Below are 18475 nucleotides of genomic sequence, written 5' to 3' on the forward strand. Positions count from 1 at the left end.
TGTGAAAAATCCATTTGTAATGGAATGTGGCAATTACAAAACTCGATATGAGAAAGATATGGCCATTTTCTCAATAAAACGGGTGAAAATCAGGATGCTTGGACTGGCCATTCTCGCTTTCTTGTTTCCTTTGCTGGCTGATAATTATGTCATCGGCCTTGCGACTTTATGTGCAATTGCTTCGATAGGCGCCATCGGATTGAACATTTTGACAGGTTTTACTGGTCAAATATCCATCGGGGTCGGTGCCTTCCTTGGTGTAGGAGGTTATACATCTGCCATTTTAACAAGTACGTTAGGGTTGAGCTTTTGGGTGGCTTTGCCTGTCGCAGGTCTCATCACAGCTTCTGTAGGGGCGTTATTCGGAATTCCGTCTCTAAGACTTAAAGGGCTTTACTTGGCGATCGCGACATTAGCGGCGCAGTTCATCATCTTGTTCATCATTAGCCGATGGACGGGCTTAACTGGTGGGACCTCTGGAATGGTACTTCAGCGTCCGTCCATCGGGTCGTTTTCTCTTATGTCTGCAAGCAGCTACTACTATTTGTGTCTCATCATTCTGCTTTTTACTATCGTCTATGCTTTGAATTTATTCCGGAGCCGTACGGGCAGAGCCTTTCTAGCTGTTCGGGATCGTGACGTAGCGGCGGAAATTATGGGCATCAACTTGTTCACTTACAAAGTGCTTTCCTTCGCCATCAGCTCCTTTTTTGTTGGGATCGCTGGTGCATTGCTTGCTCATTATACGATGATTGTCAGCCCGGAACTATATAGCATCACAGTATCAATTCAATACTTGGCCATGATTCTAGTCGGTGGTCTCGGGAGTATCCTTGGGTCAATTCTTGGAGCCATATTCATAACGCTTTTGCCTGTGGGCCTTGGTTTTGTCATGGATTCTATCGCTGTCTATATGCCCGATATGCAAAACACGTTAGCGGCTTTCCAGGAACTTGCCTTTGGTGCAGCCATCATCCTGTTTCTTATCTTTGAACCAGGCGGGCTGGCACATATATGGAGTAATATCAAAAATTACTTCAAAGTTTGGCCATTTTCTTATTAGTAAGTCGAGGGAGGGTTCTGCGCTCTTTACTCAAAACTATAAAACAAAAAGAAAGGGAGTCGAGGATTTGATTAAAACGTACGCAAAGTCGACGATGCTTTTGTTGTGTTTCATGTTTTTGGTGGGGATAATGGCTGCTTGTAGTGGAGACGAGGGAGCGGCTGGTGGAGATGCAGAAGCTTCTGATGGCAACACAGTAAAAATTGGAGCGCTTTTTGATATTACAGGCGGTACGGGTGATGTGGGTACTCCGTATTCCGAAGGTGAGAAAGCTTACTATGAATATTTGAATAGTCAAGGAGGAATTGATGGTGTACAAGTTGAACTGATTGGTGACGATTATGCCTATGATATGGCAAAAGGTCAACGCTTGTATCAAGAGTTGCGTGATAAAGACAACGTATCGGCGATTCTTGGATGGGGCACGGCGGACACAGAAGCGCTCCGTCAGCAAGTAGCAAATGATCAACTTCCATACTTCTCTGCTTCGTATTCAGAAAACCTGAAAAATTTAGAAGAGAGTCCGTACAACTTTTTAACAGCAGCTACATATTCTGACCAGGGACGAGCTGTTGTTCAATGGATCAAGGATAATCATGAAGGAGACAATCCGACGCTCGCTCTCCTTTATAACGATACTGCGTTCGGACGTTCCCCGATTGAGGACATTAAAGCCTATGCAGCTGAAGTCGGTGTTGAAGTGGTGGATGAACAGGTCATTCCGGTGACGGCGACAGAAGCCCAGTCCCAAATGTTGAATATGGAGGAGGCAGATCCAGATTACGCCATCATTCAGCAAACATGGGGAGCGACAGCCACGATTTTACGTGAAGCACAGACGCTTGACATTGATACCCAATTCATCGGTTTGAACTGGGCAACTGGAGAAGGAGTTGTAGAAATTGCCGGTGACGCGGCTGAAGGAATGTTAGGAGTCGTCACCCACGCTTTTCCATATGAAGACTTGGAAGGGCTGGCTGAAATGGAAGAGTACCTGGAGTCTAGAGGAGAAAGTCTAGAAGATGTCAGTCAAAAATTCGTTCAAGGCTGGGTAACAGCAAAGATTATGGCTGAGGGTATTGGAAATGCCGAAGAGTTGAATGGAGAAGGCATCCGAAAAGGAATCGAACAAATTAAAGACATGGATTTGGGTGGTCTGGCTGCACCTGTCACTTTTTCAGAAGACAACCATGCAGGAACGAACCAAGTCCGTCTGGCAGAAGTTAAGAATGGGAAGTTTGAAGTCATCACGGATTATTTCAGTTATGAAGATTAAAAGAGTGCGGGGTCTCGTAAAGAGGCCCCCTTTTTCAAAAGGAAGGTGAATGGTCATGTTAAAAGTGGATAATATTGAAGTGGTGTATTCGAAGATGATTCTAGTCTTAAAAGGGATGTCGATCGAGGTGCCAGATGGAAACATCGTCGCATTGTTAGGAAGTAATGGAGCTGGAAAATCTACGACATTGAAAGCGATCTCAGGTTTGCTCGGGGGAGATAGTGGTCAAGTGACGAAAGGAAGAATTACGTATCAAGAGGAAGATATAACTTCGATGAGCCCTGATAAAATTGTTCAAAAAGGTATTTTTCAAAGTATGGAAGGAAGAAGAGTTTTCAAGCATCTTACGGTCGAAGAAAATTTGACCGCAGGCGCTCACACGAGAAAAGATCGAAGGAATATAAAAAAAGATATGGAACGAGTCTATCATTATTTTCCAAAATTAAAAACGTTACGTTCCCGTCATGCAGGTTTACTTTCAGGAGGAGAACAACAAATGCTTGCCATCGGCAGAGGGATCATGGCGAAACCGAAGCTATTGTTGTTGGACGAACCATCTCTTGGGATTGCACCGCTTCTCGTGAAAGAGATCTTTCAAAACATTAAACAGATCAATGAAGAAGAAGGGATGTCCATTCTCGTCGTTGAGCAGAATGCCAATGTAGCGCTCTCCATCGCAGATTATGGATATATCATTGAGGATGGACGCTCTGTTTTGGAAGCTCCTGTATCAGAACTGCTTTCTAACCAGGAAGTACAAGAACACTATTTAGGTATGAATGAAGAAGGTCGCAAAAATTACAGAGACGTAAAGTCTTACAGAAAAAAACAACGCTGGATTTAGAGGTTGAGCTTTTTAGAAAAGTTATCTTCCACAATTGGGAGCTTATACTTAATGGACACTTCCTGGATAGGAGGTGTTTTTTTATTGTCCAGGAAATATTTCAATAGAGGAAGAATATGGACAAAATGTGTCATAATAAATGGAATTTTGTTTAGAAATTGAGATTATAGGAAAAAGACAGGTAATTAATGAAGAAGAGGTGAAAAAATGTCAGAAAGAAAAGTAAAGAACAGATGGTTAATCGCCTTAGGAGCGGTAGGGATTCATATTTCTATCGGTTCTGTGTATGCCTGGAGTAACTTTACAGGCCCATTAAGCGAAGAGTTTGGCTGGTCAGCAAGTCAAGTTCAGTTGACCTTCAGCATTGCTATTTTATTTTTAGGATTATCTGCAGCCTTTTTAGGATGGTTCGTGGAGAAATATGGACCGAGGGTCGCCGGAATCACAGCTGCCATCTTTTTCGGGATTGGTGTGGCTGGATCAGGAATTGCTGTAAGCGCAGGGTCCTTATGGATGCTGTACATATTTTATGGTGTTCTTGGAGGAATAGGTTTAGGTGTCGGTTATATCGCACCTGTTTCTACATTAGTCAAATGGTTCCCTGACCGTAGAGGTTTGGCAACGGGGATGGCGATTATGGGCTTCGGGTTTGCAGCCGCCATTGCTAGTCCATTGATGGATTTTCTTATCAATTCAGTTGGAATTGCAGCCACCTTCTATATTTTAGGGATCAGTTATTTTGTTGTTATGATTGGTTCTTCTCTTTACATGTCCCGCCCTCCTGAAGGTTGGACACCTAAAGGGTATGATGCAGATAAGGAAACGGATACGGAAAATCAAGATTTAGCAAACTTGCGTGCAAAGGAAGCGTTGAAGACCAAGCGATTTTATTACCTTTGGACAATGTTGTTCATTAATGTCACGTGTGGGATCGCTGTTATTTCTGCCGCTAAACCGTTGTTGGAGGAAAGTGTCGGGGTATCGGCCGCTACTGCAGCTACTCTCGTTGGTGTGATGGGAGTTTTTAATGGACTGGGAAGAATCGGATGGGCAAGTGCTTCCGATTATATAGGCCGTGCGAATACGTATATCACTTTCTTTGTTCTGCAGATCGGGTTATTTCTTGTTCTGCCTTGGACAACCGCGACTTGGATTTTTGTCATTGCTTTTTCTATTATTTACACTTGCTATGGTGGCGGATTTGCTACTATACCCGCGTTTATCGGGGACCTATTTGGAACAAAAGAACTTGGAGCCATTCATGGGTATATTTTGACAGCATGGGCGGCTGCCGGTCTTGCAGGTCCGATTTTTGCGGCTTGGATGAAAGATACGACAGGAAGCTATGAGAACAGCCTCATTTTCTTCTCTGGTTTATTTGTCATCGCCCTGGTGGTATCCATTCTGACCAAGGTTGATGAACGGAAAAAGCGAAAAGCATTAATGAGCAAAGAAAAAACAGCATAAAGAAAAAATAAAACTCGGATGCAGGAATAGCATCCGAGTTTTCATTTTTTGGAGACCATCTATGTGAGATGTGGAAATGACGGAAGGATGGATAGAAGCTATATCAATGAACCTCATGGTTGCCTTCGTGATGTAACGGTAAGACTAGGCATAGGTCTAGTCTTATTCTTGTATAAGCGATGTGAACGTTCCTCATGGGTGTTCACTTAAGTGACGATTGGCGACTAGAGAGTATTGAGGCTGGTATTTCAAGGTTAACCTCATGTGATTAGGGGAAGGGTTGAATTAAGAGTCATTGGCAGTCAGGAGGAATTGTGATGTTGTTTTCAGGAACGAAGATTTCAGACCTTTCGAAAGCGTCTATTATTCTTATTTTGGCGGGGTTCCTATTGGTAGGAGGAGCCGTATATTTCTTTACTGAACTTGCGGCAGAAGTCCTTGAACAGGAAAAATTCGTTGTGGATCAGGCAGCGACAGATGTAGTGAGATCAATCACGACCCCGTGGATGGATACGTTTTGGGGATGGACGACGGATTTAGGGTCCGTATTATTCATTTCTATAGCCTCTGTAGCATTACTTATCTTTTTATTGTTTTTTTCACCATTCAGCCGGTGGGTAGGGATTTATTTTGCGATCCTCATGATCGGTATTAGTTCCTTAACTAAATTGTTGAAAGTTACCTTCGAGCGCCAACGTCCAGAAGTGCTGGCGGAATATGATGGAACGGGCTTCAGCTTTCCGAGTGGACATACGACAGGGTCTGTTGTTTTTTACGGATTTCTCATTTATTTAATCGTCATCAGCCCGTTGAGGAAGCCTTGGAAATGGACAATAAATATAGCGCTGGGATTATTAATTGCACTTGTCGGCCTTTCTCGAGTTTATCTCGGGGTGCACTTTTTTACGGATGTTGTTGGAGGCACGTTATTCGGTCTTGCATGGCTGCTCGTTTGCATAGCAGCGCTGGAAATCACCATATGGAATCAGAGGAGAAGACAATCAGGGAGTGTTCAAACCCTTTCAAAAGGGAAAGCTGAGAGGAAGCAAGAGAAAGGATGATCGAATCATGTTGTATATTTTAGCTATATTTTTACCACCTTTAGCTGTTTTGTTTACAGGAAAACCACTAAAGGCGCTATTGAATTTAATTTTAACTTTGATTTTTTATGTTCCGGGAGCCGTCCATGCGGCGGTAGTAGTGAAGGGGCATTATGACGAAAAAAAACGTGGATAAGAAAAAGTCTGATAGCACTTCACGTGCTGTCAGACTTTTTTCTTTTATACTCCTCGCTTATTGCCCCAGACAAGTGCATGCACTTGTGGGAGGACGCGGACTTTATTCAGCTTTGATGAAGCGACAACTTGATCAATGAGCCACTCGTATTGATCGAGGAGGTGGCTGGCTAATGTTCCTGCTTCGTTTTCTTCCAAATCATCATTTCCGACTTGTAAAAAGAAAGGCACATGAGGATAGCGACCGTGGACTTTTTCAGCGTAAATCAAATCGTCTTTATTGAAAATGACGACTTTCAAGCTCGTGTTTTTCCCACGGCCAGCAGCTTCAAGACGGGCAATAATATCGTCGAGAATATCCCAGTCCGTATTCATTTCGGAACTAGGCGGTTTAGGCGAGAGGGTCAGGTCATCAATTTGAGTGAACCATTCCTGCCAACGGCTTCCCTGCGTCTCAAGGGCTACTTCAATCCCTCTATCATGCAATGGATCGATAAGTTCATGCAGATTTTTTAAAAGAGCAGGATTCCCACCTGATATCGTAACATGATCGAATTGATCGCCACCGGTATTGATCAATCGAGTCACAATTTCTTCTGAAGTTAACCGCTCGATGTCATGCTTGGCGCTTCCATCCCATGTAAAAGCGGAATCACACCAAGCACAACTGTAATCACATCCGGCTGTACGGACGAACATCGTTTTTCTCCCGACAACCATTCCTTCTCCCTGAATGGTCGGTCCGAAAATTTCTAACACGGGAAACTTATTCATCCGTCATCCACTCCCGTCTTGCTTCTGCGTAACTTGTCGGTGTTTCATAAAGCTTTACAAATTCAACACGACATTTATTCGGGTCATCTTTTAAGGTATCTTCCATTTTCTTGTAAATCCAGACAACCATATTTTCAGCGGTTGTATTCATATTCGGTAGCGTATCATTCAAATATCTGTGGTCGAGATGGACCTCGATCTGTTCTTTCCAAATATACTTGATGTCACCGAAATCGATGACTAGCCCAATATCATCAACAAAGCCGCTGATACCAAAAATCACTTTATACGTGTGTCCATGGAGGTTTTTGCATTTTCCTTCATAGCAATGCAAGTGATGGGCAGCATCAAAAGTGAATTCTTTACTGACAAGCACACGCTTTTGGTGGTATTTCAACTCGTGACGTTTGATGTCCTGGTCGATCTTCTGCAAGTTTTCCACGATGGTAAATCCGTACATTATTCAGTCACCTCTTTTTTCGCCACATAAGCTTCAAGTCCATTTCTGCGAAGTTCACAAGCTGGGCACTCCCCGCATCCATCTCCCCGGATACCGTTGTAGCAAGTTAATGTTTTTTCACGAACGTAGTCAAAGGCATCGAGATCATCAGCCATTTCCCACGTTTCTGCCTTGTCGAGCCACATGAGAGGGGTGTGAATAACGAATTCATCATCCATCGAGAGATTTAGTGAGACATTCAAGGATTTAACAAAAACATCACGGCAGTCTGGATAACCGCTAAAGTCTGTCTCACACACTCCCGTAACAATATGTTTCGCGCCGATCTGTCGCGCAAGAATGGTAGCAAAAGACAAGAATAATAGATTTCTTCCCGGTACAAAAGTAGAAGGAAGTTCTCCATCTTCGCCATCTTTCACTTCAATATCATCCCTAGTTAAAGCATTAGGGGCGAGTTGGTTGAGTAAAGACATATCGAGGATATGGTGACGCACCTGCTGATCATCAGCGATTTCTTTCGCCACTTCAATTTCTTCTTTATGACGTTGATTGTAATCGAAAGTAACGACTTCAACGGAATCGAACTTCTTCAATGCCCAGAACAAACAAGTCGTACTGTCCTGTCCACCGCTGAATACAACCACAGCTTTATTATTTTTTTCCATTAAAAAATTCTCCTTTCATCATTGAAAAAGAGAATTCTACACACCCAAAACCATTAAAAAAACCGCACCTAAGGCAAGGTACAGTTCCATCCTTAGTTTTTTATAGAGGGTGTCGCTAGAACCTCTCCTGCCCTGAAGCAGACTTTATTTAATTTACCCTACTCATCTTAACACGACAATATGCCCCTGGAAACCCTGACATATATAGTTTACCTACATGAGCTTTATTGAACAATATGGCAGGATTCTTGAGGACTCAGTTTCGAGACTTTTGTTGAGTGGGTGGGGCTGCGGGGAATGACTCGCTTTCCGCGGGAGCGCGGTGAGCCTCCTCAGGCTAACGCCTTGCGGGGTCTCACCATGCACTTTTTTCCCGCAGGAGTCTCGCCATTCCCCTCCGCCCCTTCGCCATATTCAGGGACTCGAAACCACCTCTAAGTTCAGTAGCTATCTACCTTGATGGGAGTGTAAGGTTAAACTCCCCATTCCTTGGTTTATGAATCCTGAAAGCTTGATACAATGCGCTTTATGCTTCTAACAGTCGGATAGTGGAAGACAAGCCAAATTGGTATAAGGGTTCGTTTCTCCTTTGCATGGAATGGGGTGGTTGGGAAGCTGCGAGACTCCCGTGGGAATGGAGTGGCTGGCGAGACCCCGCAGAGCGAAGCTCGAGGAGGCTTGCCGTCATCCCCACAGGAAAGCGAGTAGCTTCCCAACCACCCCTGACCGCCTATATAGCAAACGAACCCCGGTTATCTCGAAACTGAGTCTTACACAAACGGGGGCGATAATGGAAGAAGGGGCTATGAAAATGGGAAACTGAAAAACTTTTAAGAAGAATGTGTTTATTGTGTTGACTTCTGCATATGATTTTGTATAATTATAAACAATTCATTATAAAAATACATTCATGGACGAAGAGAGTACGTATGAAGCTGATCGACAGCGAGCCGGGGGCGGTGGAAGCCTGGTGACGGATTGATACGGAATCGCACTTCTGAGATGTTCGGTGAAACAAGTAGCCAGAACCGGGAGCCCCCGTTATCAGCTTCGAGTTGGTCTGACATACAGACAATGAGAGTGGCACCGCGGATGATTCAAAATCCGTCTCTTACCCCAGGTAGGAGACGGATTTTTTTATGGACAATAATTGAGGAGGTTATTCATATGACAAAACCAAAAGTAGTATTAGCTTATTCCGGTGGATTGGACACATCGATTTCTATTAAATGGATTCAGGAAAAGTACGGGTATGATGTCATCGCTTTAGGCTTGGATGTCGGTGAAGGGAAAGACTTGGAAACGATCCGTAAAAAGGCGTTGGATGTTGGAGCGATCAAAGCGATTATGGTGGACGCGAAAGAGATATTGGCTGAAGAATACTTGATGCCGGCCCTTAAAGCGAATGCTCTTTATGAAGGGAAGTACCCTTTATCCTCTGCACTTTCCCGTCCGCTCATTTCTAAACTGCTCGTTGAAGTAGCCGAGCAGGAGGGAGCAGTTGCTGTCGCTCACGGTTGTACAGGTAAGGGGAACGACCAGGTCCGTTTTGAAGTTTCTATACAGGCATTGAATCCTGATCTTGAAGTCATTGCACCTGTTCGTGAATGGGGAATGACACGTGATGAACAAATCATTTATGCAGAAGAGAATGGAATTCCGATTCCTGTCAACCTGGAGAACCCATTCTCTATTGATGCAAACATCTGGGGCCGTGCTTGTGAAGCTGGAGTGCTTGAGGATCCTTGGAAAGAAGCTCCCGAAGCAGCGTATGCTTGGACCAATCCAATTGAAGAGACACCTGATCAGCCGGAAACCCTTGAAATTGATTTCATAGAAGGAAAGCCTGTTGGATTGAATGGAGAAAAAATGGAGCTTGTTCCGCTCATTGAGTACTTGAACGAACTGGGAGGCAAACATGGGGTTGGCAGAATTGATCATACAGAAAATCGTCTTGTTGGAATTAAATCAAGAGAAGTGTATGAAAACCCTGCAGCTATGATTTTGATCAATGCGCATAAAGAACTGGAGTTCCTGACTCAAACGAGAGAGGTTTCTCAATACAAAACCAATGTTGATCAGCAGCTTTCTAAAATCATTTACGACGGTCTTTGGTATTCACCACTACAACCGGCTCTATCTGCATTCGTTGATTCTACGCAGCAAGTCGTCACAGGGACCGTTAAAGTGAAGTTGTTCAAGGGGCACCATACAGTGATTGGTAAGAAATCACCGGTCAGTCTATATAATGAAGAACTATCCACCTATTCAAAGGAAGATGCGTTTGATCACAATGCAGCTGTCGGTTTCATAAAGTTGTGGGGATTGCCGACAAAAGTCCATGCGGACGTCCATAAAGGAGCGAAGTTACTGGATCAAGCGGTGGTGAGCCAGCATGACTAAATTGTGGGGCGGTCGTTTTACAAAGCCTACAAATAAATTGGTGGAAGAGTACACCTCTTCCATCACCTTTGATCAAAAACTGGCCTTACAGGATATCGAAGGCAGTATTGCTCACGTGGAAATGCTCGGTGCATGTGCCATCATTGAAATGAATGAAGTGATGCAAATTAAGGAAGGACTGCTTACGATTAAAGAGAAAGTGAAAAAAGGGGACGTCACTTTTTCAGTAGAGCACGAAGATATTCATATGAATATAGAAAAACTGCTCATTGATGAGATCGGACCGGTCGGAGGGAAGCTGCATACCGGCAGAAGCCGGAACGATCAAGTTGCGACAGATATGCACCTTTATCTACGTGAAAAAACAAAGGGTTTGATGGAATTAGTAGAAGCGGTTCAATCCTCCCTGTTGGAGCAGGCGGAACAACATGTGGAAACCATTCTCCCGGGGTACACCCATTTGCAGCGTGCTCAGCCCGTCTCTTTTGGGCACCACTTAATGGCTTACTTTTGGATGTTTGAGAGAGATAAGGAACGTTTGCGGGATAGTTTGAAACGAATCAACTGGTCTCCGCTTGGGGCAGCGGCTCTTGCAGGGACGCCCTATCCAATTGACAGACAAATGACAGCGGATGCTTTAGGGTTCGATCAACCTTATCCGAATTCATTGGATGCCGTCAGTGATCGTGATTTTATCCTTGAGTTTTTATCTATTTCCTCTATTATGATTACACATATTTCTCGTTTGTCCGAAGAGCTGATTCTATGGGGAAGTCAGGAGTTTCAATTCGTAGAATTGGATGATGCTTTTTGTACGGGTTCGAGCATCATGCCCCAGAAGAAAAATCCTGACGTGCCTGAACTCCTTCGTGGAAAAACGGGAAGAATCTATGGCCATTTAATGGGATTGCTCACATTACTGAAAGGCCTGCCTCTCGCTTACAACAAAGATATGCAGGAAGATAAAGAGGGGATGTTCGATACGGTTGAGACCCTTGAAGGTGCCTTGTCTTTGTTAGCACCGATGCTTGCATCGATGCAGGTCAAAGGGGATCAAATGAAGAATGCTGTAAACGAAGACTATTCGAATGCCACTGATATAGCTGATTACTTGGCCGTCAAAGGAATGCCGTTCAGAGAAGCGCATGAAGTGATCGGGAAAATTGTTTTGTACTCAATTCAAAAGGACAAATACTTGTTGGATTTGACGCTTAAAGAATATCAGGAATTTTCTTCACTCTTTGAAGTGGATATTTTTGATAAACTAAACCCGAATCAAGTCGTAGCTGCGCGGAACAGTGAAGGCGGAACGGGGTTTGATCAAGTGCAAAAACAAATACAGCTGGCAAAAGAACATCTCTCTTAAAAGAGGTGTTCTTTTTTATGGCCCCATCAAGAGGTTCGTCAAAGGTTTGAAAAAGAAAAGAGAAGGATATTATAACCATACCACCTTTTATAGAGAGGGATGATCGTATGGCAAAGACAATTCAAGCTTACTTTTCCACAGAAAATGATGCAGAAAGTGCAAAAGCATCGTTACAATCTTTATCGGTCGATCAGGATACAGTAGAAGCAATCCCTGAGGATGCAGACATGACTCCAATTGTTCCTGTGGCAGGGTCAACGAATTCTGGGGGAGGAACTTTCAACTTTACGGAGGTTGTCTCGCCTAAACATGACCGGGACAGTGCACTATCTGATAAAAAGCATTTAACGCACGTGCTCCATTTTTCTATTAAAGAAGAGGAATACGATCGAGCCATCCAAGTGATCAAAGAGCATAATGGTCATATGGACAAAAAAGATTTTTAAAAACATTAACCCCTGCAGTGACGTAATGAGTCCGCAGGGGTTTTTTAGTGAATAATCCGCCTACATATACAAACTTGCCAAAAAGATTCCCATCGTTTCCTGATAGATTTCATCAAACTGCTCAAGGGGAAGAGGGTTCACCCCCGACCCTAATTCTACTGTGAATCCAGGTTGTCGAAAGTCTTGAATGAACCAATCCTTATAGCCCGAAAAGCTATCTACATATCGGATGGGTTTGTAGCCACTAACCCTTTCAAATTCATTGACAATCGTCATGGATCGAGGAGGTTCAAGGCCCTCGTATCCCCAGTAGATCACTTCTCCTTGTGTGTGGAAAGCAAGCATTTTTTCAAAATTACGGGCACCCGCAAGCTCAGCCATTGCAACCGTCTCAGGTTCTGTTAACGGTTGATAGCCAGGGAAGTCTCTTGGAGCGGGGGATGTTGGTTTTCTTGCTGCGTCGACCTCCCATTTGGCCGGGTATTGGTTATTTAAATCCACCCCTCGGATATTTGCTTTCCATCCGGAAAAATCAGTATTTCCATCATTGATACGTAACGCCAACTCCCCGAAATCTCCTTCGGGTGGTCCGTTCAAAACGAGGTCAACGCCATCAGGATCGACCATAGGAACAATAGATAGTGTCACTTCATTGTAAAAAGGATTGATTTCTAAGCCTCGAATGGTCTCTTTATTTGTTAAGGCGAGCAAGTAGTCATTTAAAAATTGCATAATGACGGCAGTGGTAATCCACTCATTTGCATGGAAAGAACCATTCCAATGCACCACTTTCGGACCACGGCCAATTTGAAGTTCTACAAGATCTTTTCCCATTACACTATTACCAATCGTCTGTCTCCTGACAAATGGATAAAGTTCGTAAAGTTCACTCAAATCAGTAGTTAGTACGTTAAAGTCATAAGGGCGGTTTCCATCGACTACTCTATAGCTTACTTGGACGGGGAGGGATAAAAACTGACCGATTTGAAGCATTCTAGGATTGACGGAAGGGTTTAACAATGCGATGGCATCCAAAGAAATCCTACGCTCACTGGCAATTTTCCAAAAGGTATCCCCGGATTGAATCCGGTATTGGCTCGTTTCATAACCAGGGATACGAATGGTTTGTCCAATCTGAAGCGAAGATGGTTCCGCTTGTGGATTAGAATCTATGATTAAATCCAACGGTACGTTAAAAAGAGTCGAGTAGTACCATAACGAATCACCACTTCTTACTTTAACGTCCATAAGAGCCCCCCTTTTTTACAGTCCTTTTTATAACTATATGGAAAATGGATGAATTGATGAACAAACATCTCTCGACCAATTTTCATGAATCCCAACATACACCTTCTTTTTCAGGTACAATAAAGGAATGGTCTTATTCAGCTAACTGGCAGGATTGTTGAAGACTCGATTTCGAAACTTTTGTTAAAGTTTAGGGCTCCGGGAAAAGGTTCGCTTTCCGTGGGCGAGTGATGAGCCTCCTCGAGCTAACGCTCTGCGGGGTCTCATCTACCACGCACTTCCCACAGGAGTCTCACCTTTTCCCTCCGCCCCTTTACCAAATGAGGTTCTCGAAATCCCTCTTAATAGTAACCTGCCTAGTTGTGTTGTGAAATCCTGTTTAATCTGCGTCGATATAGGATTCTTAACCATAAAAGCTCATATTACTGGAAGGTAGTTTCGAAAATTTCTTCCGGCTAGTGGGCGGAGGGGAATGGCGAGACTCCTGCGGGACAAAAGTGCATGGTGAGACCCCGCAGGACGCAGTCCGAGGAGGCTCACCGCGCTCCCGCGGAAAGCGAGCTATTCCCCGCAGCCCCATCCACACAACAAAAGTCTCGAAACTGAGTCTTCAAGAAAAGGGAGCTTATGTGGGATAAATGACGGATTTAAATTTATAGAAAGTAGTGAAAAATATATGAAACCATTTGAAAAATTAGGAATATCGAAAGAGTTGACTGAAAAGCTGAAGAGGCAGGGAATTGCTTCACCGACTCCTGTACAGGAACAAGCGATTCCGCCATTAATGGATGGGAAAGACATCATAGGTCAAGCTCAGACGGGAACAGGAAAAACGTTCGCATTCGTCTTGCCTATTTTAGAGAAGGTAGACACGTCGTTGGAAACTGTTCAAGCTTTGATCATCACCCCGACGAGAGAATTGGCTTTGCAAATAACTCATGAAGTAAATAAACTTAAGAATGAGGATACGCATGTTTTAGCTGTGTATGGTGGTCAGGATGTAGCGAAACAAGCGAACAAATTAAATGGAAAAGCCCATGTTGTCATAGCGACACCAGGCCGTTTACTGGATCACTTGAGACGAGAAACGGTCGAGCTTATGAATATTCAACAGCTGGTCATTGATGAAGCTGATCAAATGTTGGAAGCAGGATTTCTGCCTGATGTACAGGATATTATTGAGCAGTGTGGATCAAACAGGCAGACGATGTTATTTTCAGCGACAATCACCTCCCAAGTCCATTCATTAGCAAAAAAAATTACCCATAATCCAGAGCGGATTGAAGTCAAAGAGGAAAAAGTGACGGTCTCTAACATTAAACAACTGTTATATGAAACGACCGATCGAGCAAAGCAGGATGCTCTTATTCAAATCATGAGCGAGCACCGACCATTTCTTGCGGTCATCTTTTGTAGAACAAAACGCAGAGCGAAAAAGCTGAATGACGCCTTGACTGCCAAAGGGTATGAATCTGATGAACTCCACGGTGACCTTTCTCAGGCTAAAAGGGAAAAGGTCATGCAGCGATTCCGTGATGCTAAAATTCAGTACCTTGTAGCTACAGACGTAGCGGCGAGGGGCCTTGATGTGGAAGGGATCACACACGTGTTCAACTATGATATTCCACAAGACCCTGAAAGTTATATTCACCGGATCGGCAGAACAGGGAGAGCAGGAGGCAAGGGATTGGCGATTACTTTTGCAGCGCCTAAAGATAAGGCTGCTCTTAAACAAATCGAACAGCATATCAAACAAAAGTTAGAAAGAAGGTCTATGGAGCATCTTTCTCCTGGGAAAAGAGAAAAAGAGGAAGAGAAAAATCCCCGCCATAAAAAAAGAAGAAGATAAGCTGAAACCAGAGTCCCTTCTAGACTCTGGTTTTTTATTTGGTCTTTATAAAAAATTGCTACTAAAAAAACAATAACATTGAGGGGAGTTCTGAAATATGATACATTATAAGCATAATTCCGAGTTAACGCATTGGAATTATAAATAATGAGGAGAGATGAAATTTATGGGGATGGAATTCGTCGACCTATTCAACCAATGGGCGAGTTCATATGACGATACAGTAGCTGGTAAGGATCCGGAATATCGTGAAGTGTTTGAAGGGTACGATGAAATGTTGGGCCGCTTAGCCGAGCTTTCCGTATCCCCGGTTATGGAATTCGGAGTAGGTACAGCGAATTTAACGAGAAAGGTCATTGACCAAAATAAGGTCGTTCTAGGCATTGAACCATCTTCTGAAATGCGGAGAATTGCTAAAGTGAAATGTCCAGAATCTGCCATTTATGATGGGAACTTTCTCGATTACCCGAAACTACTTACACCCATCCGATCCATTATCAGTTCGTTTGCTTTTCATCACCTGACGACTAGTGAGAAAGTTGAAGCAATCCAGAGCTTTCGGGATCGTCTTGAATATGATGGGAAAGTAGTTTTTATAGACACAATCTTTAAAGACGAGAAACATAAACAACAGCTGATCGAAAACGCAAAGAGACAAGGATTTTTAAATTTAGCTCAGGATTTGCAGGAAGAATACTACCCATTTCTAGAAGAACTAAGAGAGATGTTTGTCCTCAACGGGTTCGAGGTAACTTTTGAACAACTGAACAAATACGCCTGGCTCATTCAGGCCAAAAAAGGAGAATGATCACATGCCAAAAATGAACGTTGAAAGCTTTAATCTTGACCACACGAAAGTCAGTGCCCCTTACGTACGTCTAGTAGGAGTAACAGAAGGTGAAAAGGGAGATAAAATCTACAAATATGACCTTCGTATCAAGCAGCCGAACCAGGAACATATGGAAATGCCAGCCCTTCATTCTCTGGAGCATTTGATGGCAGAGAACAGCCGGAATCACCATGACCGCATTGTCGATATTGGACCGATGGGCTGCCAAACAGGCTTCTATATTGCCATCCTGAATGATGACAGCTATGATAACGTGCTTCATGTAATCGAGAAGACTCTTCAAGATGTGTTAGAAGCGGATGAAGTTCCTGCATGCAACGAAGTTCAGTGCGGATTTGCTGCGAGTCACAGCTTGGAAGGAGCTCAGGAACTGGCAAAAGAATTACTCGAAAAACGGGAAGAATGGACGGAAGTTTTTCAATAAATAACGGGAGTTGAGGATGCGATGGGTTACGTGAAGAATATACAATCATTAATTGGTCAGACACCGATGATCGAACTCACTCATTCCGAAATCCCGAATCAAGCTAGAATCTTCGCTAAGCTTGAATTCATGAACCCAGGCGGGAGCATCAAAGACCGTCTGGGTTTAAAACTGATTGAGGATGCGTTAGAACGTGGATTGTTAAAACCCGGGGGAACCATTATTGAACCCACGGCTGGAAACACAGGCATTGGCCTCGCACTTGCTGCGATCGGAAAAGAGATCACCGTCATTTTTGTGACACCAAAGAAGTTCAGTCAGGAAAAACAAACCTTGATGAAAGCCTTAGGGGCTAAAGTCGTAAATACTCCTACTGAAAGAGGAATGAAGGGAGCCATAGAGAAAGCGAATCAATTGGCTAAAGAAATTTCCGGTTCCTTTAGTCCGCAGCAATTTCATAATCAAGCGAATCCAGATGCTTATTACGAAACCCTCGGACCGGAAATATTTAAGGATATGAATGGCGAATTTGATATTTTCGTGGCTGGTGCTGGTACAGGTGGGACATTTATGGGGACCTCCCGTTATTTGAAAGAGCGAATGGGAAATGTGAAAACCGTAATTGTTGAACCAGAAGGCTCCATTTTGAACGGAGGAGAAGCTGGCCCACACCGAACAGAAGGAATCGGGATGGAGTTTCTGCCTTTTTATATGAACCCCGATTATTTTGATGCGATTCTTACCATTTCTGATGAGATGGCTTTTCGTCGTGTAAAAGAACTGGCTATAAATGAAGGTTTGCTCGTAGCCAGTTCATCGGGAGCAGCCTTTGAAGCTGCGTGGAGAGAAGCTGAAAAAGCAAAGCCAGGGGCAAAAATCGTAACCGTCTTTCCGGACAGTAGCGAGCGATATTTAAGTCAGGGCATATATGAGGAGTGATGACATGAGGAAAAAAACACAGCTGATCCATGGGGGAATCACGGGTGATGAAAAGACTGGAGCTGTCAGCGTACCCATTTATCAGGTAAGCACCTACAAACAAGATGGGGTCGGTCAGCACCGTGGATATGAATATTCGCGTACGGGAAACCCGACTCGGTTTGCTTTGGAAGAATTGATCAAGGACTTGGAAGGCGGACATAAAGGTTTCGCTTTCGGATCAGGAATGGCAGCCATTACAGCTGTTCTTATGACTTTTAATCATGGAGATCATGTAATTTTCACCGATGATGTGTATGGAGGGACGTATCGTCTTGTATCTAAGATCATCAACCGCTTTGGACTAGAAGCAAGCTTTATTGATACAAGTGACGTGGAAAATATTAAATCAGCGATCACCGATCGTACAAAAGCGATCTACGTTGAAACCCCAACCAACCCATTGCTTAAAGTGACAGACCTTGAAAAAGTATCTGCTTTAGCAAAGGAAAAAGAATTGACGTTCATCGTTGATAATACCTTCAGCACACCATATTGGCAGAATCCTATTGAATTTGGCGCTGATATCGTCTTGCATAGTGCAACCAAGTATTTAGGCGGACATAGTGACGTCGTCGCTGGTCTCGTCGTTGTGAACAGTGAGCAGTTGGCAGAAGATGTCCACTTTGTGCTGAACTCTACGGGTGGTGTTTTGGGACCCCAGGATTCATGGCTTCTTATGAGAGGAATCAAGACACTTGGGATTCGCATGGAAGAAATTGAGGAGAATACACGTCAGTTTGTGGAGTTTCTCCAAGGTCTGCCGGAAGTGACAGATATTTATTACCCCGGTCTCGATGATCATAGAGGTAGCGATGTTCATCAAAAACAAGCGAGTGGCAACGGCGGTATGATCAGCTTTGACGTCGGTAGTGGGGAGAAAGCGGATCAAGTTCTCCGGAACGTAAAATATTTCACGCTGGCAGAGAGCCTTGGAGCCGTCGAAAGCCTTATATCCGTTCCTGCAATGATGACTCACGCTTCTATTCCAAAAGAGCGTCGGGCAGAACTTGGGATCACAGATGGACTTGTCCGTGTTTCCATCGGCCTTGAAGATATTGAAGATCTGAAGGAAGATTTTTTACAAGCATTAAGAAAGTAATCGGAAAAGGAGCCCTCCTGTACAG

At 43.7% G+C, this 18475-nt stretch carries 18 protein-coding genes, 1 riboswitch and 1 other annotated feature; of the genes, 14 read left to right on the forward strand and 4 right to left on the reverse strand.

Annotated elements, in window-relative coordinates:
• The first annotated feature begins 1 nt into the window (after nt 1).
• The 6 genes from GLV98_RS15975 to GLV98_RS16000 all read left to right on the forward strand — a co-directional run bounded on the left by GLV98_RS15975 (nt 2) and on the right by GLV98_RS16000 (nt 5886).
• Complete coding sequence (locus tag GLV98_RS15975) at nt 2-1063, forward strand: ABC transporter permease subunit (RefSeq protein WP_160917039.1); 1062 nt, start codon at nt 2-4, stop codon at nt 1061-1063.
• Between the two features lie 94 nt (nt 1064-1157).
• Nucleotides 1158-2339, forward strand: a complete 1182-nt coding sequence (locus tag GLV98_RS15980) for an ABC transporter substrate-binding protein (protein ID WP_160917131.1) — start codon at nt 1158-1160, stop codon at nt 2337-2339.
• Nucleotides 2340-2394: 55 nt separating this feature from the next.
• Nucleotides 2395-3183, forward strand: coding sequence for an ABC transporter ATP-binding protein (locus tag GLV98_RS15985; protein WP_160917041.1), 789 nt, complete (start codon nt 2395-2397; stop codon nt 3181-3183).
• Between the two features lie 207 nt (nt 3184-3390).
• Complete coding sequence (locus tag GLV98_RS15990; RefSeq protein ID WP_160917044.1) at nt 3391-4650, forward strand: L-lactate MFS transporter; 1260 nt, start codon at nt 3391-3393, stop codon at nt 4648-4650.
• Between the two features lie 317 nt (nt 4651-4967).
• Nucleotides 4968-5711 carry a phosphatase PAP2 family protein gene (locus GLV98_RS15995; RefSeq protein ID WP_160917046.1) on the forward strand — a complete coding sequence of 248 codons (744 nt, stop codon included), beginning with the start codon at nt 4968-4970 and terminating at the stop codon, nt 5709-5711.
• Between the two features lie 7 nt (nt 5712-5718).
• Nucleotides 5719-5886, forward strand: coding sequence for a YqaE/Pmp3 family membrane protein (locus tag GLV98_RS16000; RefSeq protein ID WP_160917048.1), 168 nt, complete (start codon nt 5719-5721; stop codon nt 5884-5886).
• A 44-nt stretch (nt 5887-5930) separates the two neighbouring features.
• On the opposite strand, the gene queE is transcribed toward GLV98_RS16000, so the two are convergent.
• From queE to queC, 3 genes are read right to left on the reverse strand one after another with little or no spacing between them, the layout of a single operon-like run.
• Nucleotides 5931-6659: a 7-carboxy-7-deazaguanine synthase QueE gene (gene queE, locus GLV98_RS16005; protein ID WP_160917050.1), complete on the reverse strand. Its 729-nt coding sequence runs from the start codon at nt 6657-6659 to the stop codon at nt 5931-5933.
• Entirely contained in the window at nt 6652-7119 is a 468-nt protein-coding gene (queD, locus tag GLV98_RS16010; RefSeq protein WP_160917052.1) for a 6-carboxytetrahydropterin synthase QueD, read from the reverse strand. The genes queE and queD overlap by 8 nt, the downstream gene beginning before the upstream one ends.
• On the reverse strand, nt 7119-7784 hold the full coding sequence (gene queC / locus GLV98_RS16015; RefSeq protein ID WP_160917054.1) for a 7-cyano-7-deazaguanine synthase QueC: 666 nt from the start codon (nt 7782-7784) through the stop codon (nt 7119-7121). The genes queD and queC overlap by 1 nt, the downstream gene beginning before the upstream one ends.
• Before the next feature lie 86 nt (nt 7785-7870).
• A riboswitch (PreQ1 riboswitch) is annotated at nt 7871-7915 on the reverse strand.
• A gap of 771 nt (nt 7916-8686) precedes the next feature.
• Nucleotides 8687-8899, forward strand: a binding site (T-box leader).
• A gap of 52 nt (nt 8900-8951) precedes the next feature.
• Between queC and GLV98_RS16020 the strand changes: the two genes are divergently transcribed.
• From GLV98_RS16020 to GLV98_RS16030, 3 genes are all read left to right on the forward strand, one after another.
• The gene (locus tag GLV98_RS16020; protein WP_160917057.1) at nt 8952-10187 is read left to right on the forward strand and encodes an argininosuccinate synthase; all 1236 of its coding nucleotides are present in this window, start codon (nt 8952-8954) and stop codon (nt 10185-10187) included.
• Nucleotides 10180-11553: an argininosuccinate lyase gene (argH, locus tag GLV98_RS16025; RefSeq protein ID WP_160917059.1), complete on the forward strand. Its 1374-nt coding sequence runs from the start codon at nt 10180-10182 to the stop codon at nt 11551-11553. Before GLV98_RS16020 ends, argH begins: the two co-directional genes overlap by 8 nt.
• A 107-nt stretch (nt 11554-11660) precedes the next feature.
• On the forward strand, nt 11661-11999 hold the full coding sequence (locus tag GLV98_RS16030; RefSeq protein WP_160917061.1) for a hypothetical protein: 339 nt from the start codon (nt 11661-11663) through the stop codon (nt 11997-11999).
• Between the two features lie 60 nt (nt 12000-12059).
• Here GLV98_RS16030 and GLV98_RS16035 read toward each other — a convergent pair whose 3' ends face one another.
• Nucleotides 12060-13247, reverse strand: coding sequence for a M14 family metallopeptidase (locus tag GLV98_RS16035; protein WP_160917063.1), 1188 nt, complete (start codon nt 13245-13247; stop codon nt 12060-12062).
• A gap of 676 nt (nt 13248-13923) precedes the next feature.
• Here GLV98_RS16035 and GLV98_RS16040 point away from each other — a divergent pair.
• The 5 genes from GLV98_RS16040 to GLV98_RS16060 all read left to right on the forward strand — a co-directional run bounded on the left by GLV98_RS16040 (nt 13924) and on the right by GLV98_RS16060 (nt 18450).
• On the forward strand, nt 13924-15096 hold the full coding sequence (locus tag GLV98_RS16040) for a DEAD/DEAH box helicase (protein ID WP_202410098.1): 1173 nt from the start codon (nt 13924-13926) through the stop codon (nt 15094-15096).
• 166 nt (nt 15097-15262) lie between these two features.
• Complete coding sequence (locus GLV98_RS16045; RefSeq protein ID WP_160917066.1) at nt 15263-15904, forward strand: class I SAM-dependent methyltransferase; 642 nt, start codon at nt 15263-15265, stop codon at nt 15902-15904.
• Nucleotides 15905-15908: 4 nt separating this feature from the next.
• Nucleotides 15909-16370 carry an S-ribosylhomocysteine lyase gene (locus GLV98_RS16050; protein ID WP_160917068.1) on the forward strand — a complete coding sequence of 154 codons (462 nt, stop codon included), beginning with the start codon at nt 15909-15911 and terminating at the stop codon, nt 16368-16370.
• A gap of 21 nt (nt 16371-16391) precedes the next feature.
• Entirely contained in the window at nt 16392-17309 is a 918-nt protein-coding gene (locus tag GLV98_RS16055; RefSeq protein ID WP_160917070.1) for a PLP-dependent cysteine synthase family protein, read from the forward strand.
• Nucleotides 17310-17313: 4 nt separating this feature from the next.
• Nucleotides 17314-18450 carry a bifunctional cystathionine gamma-lyase/homocysteine desulfhydrase gene (locus GLV98_RS16060; RefSeq protein ID WP_160917073.1) on the forward strand — a complete coding sequence of 379 codons (1137 nt, stop codon included), beginning with the start codon at nt 17314-17316 and terminating at the stop codon, nt 18448-18450.
• The last annotated feature ends 25 nt before the right edge of the window (nt 18451-18475 follow it).

The organism is Halobacillus litoralis (genome assembly GCF_009856415.1).
Taxonomy (GTDB): Bacteria; Bacillota; Bacilli; order Bacillales; family Halobacillaceae; genus Halobacillus; species Halobacillus litoralis_C.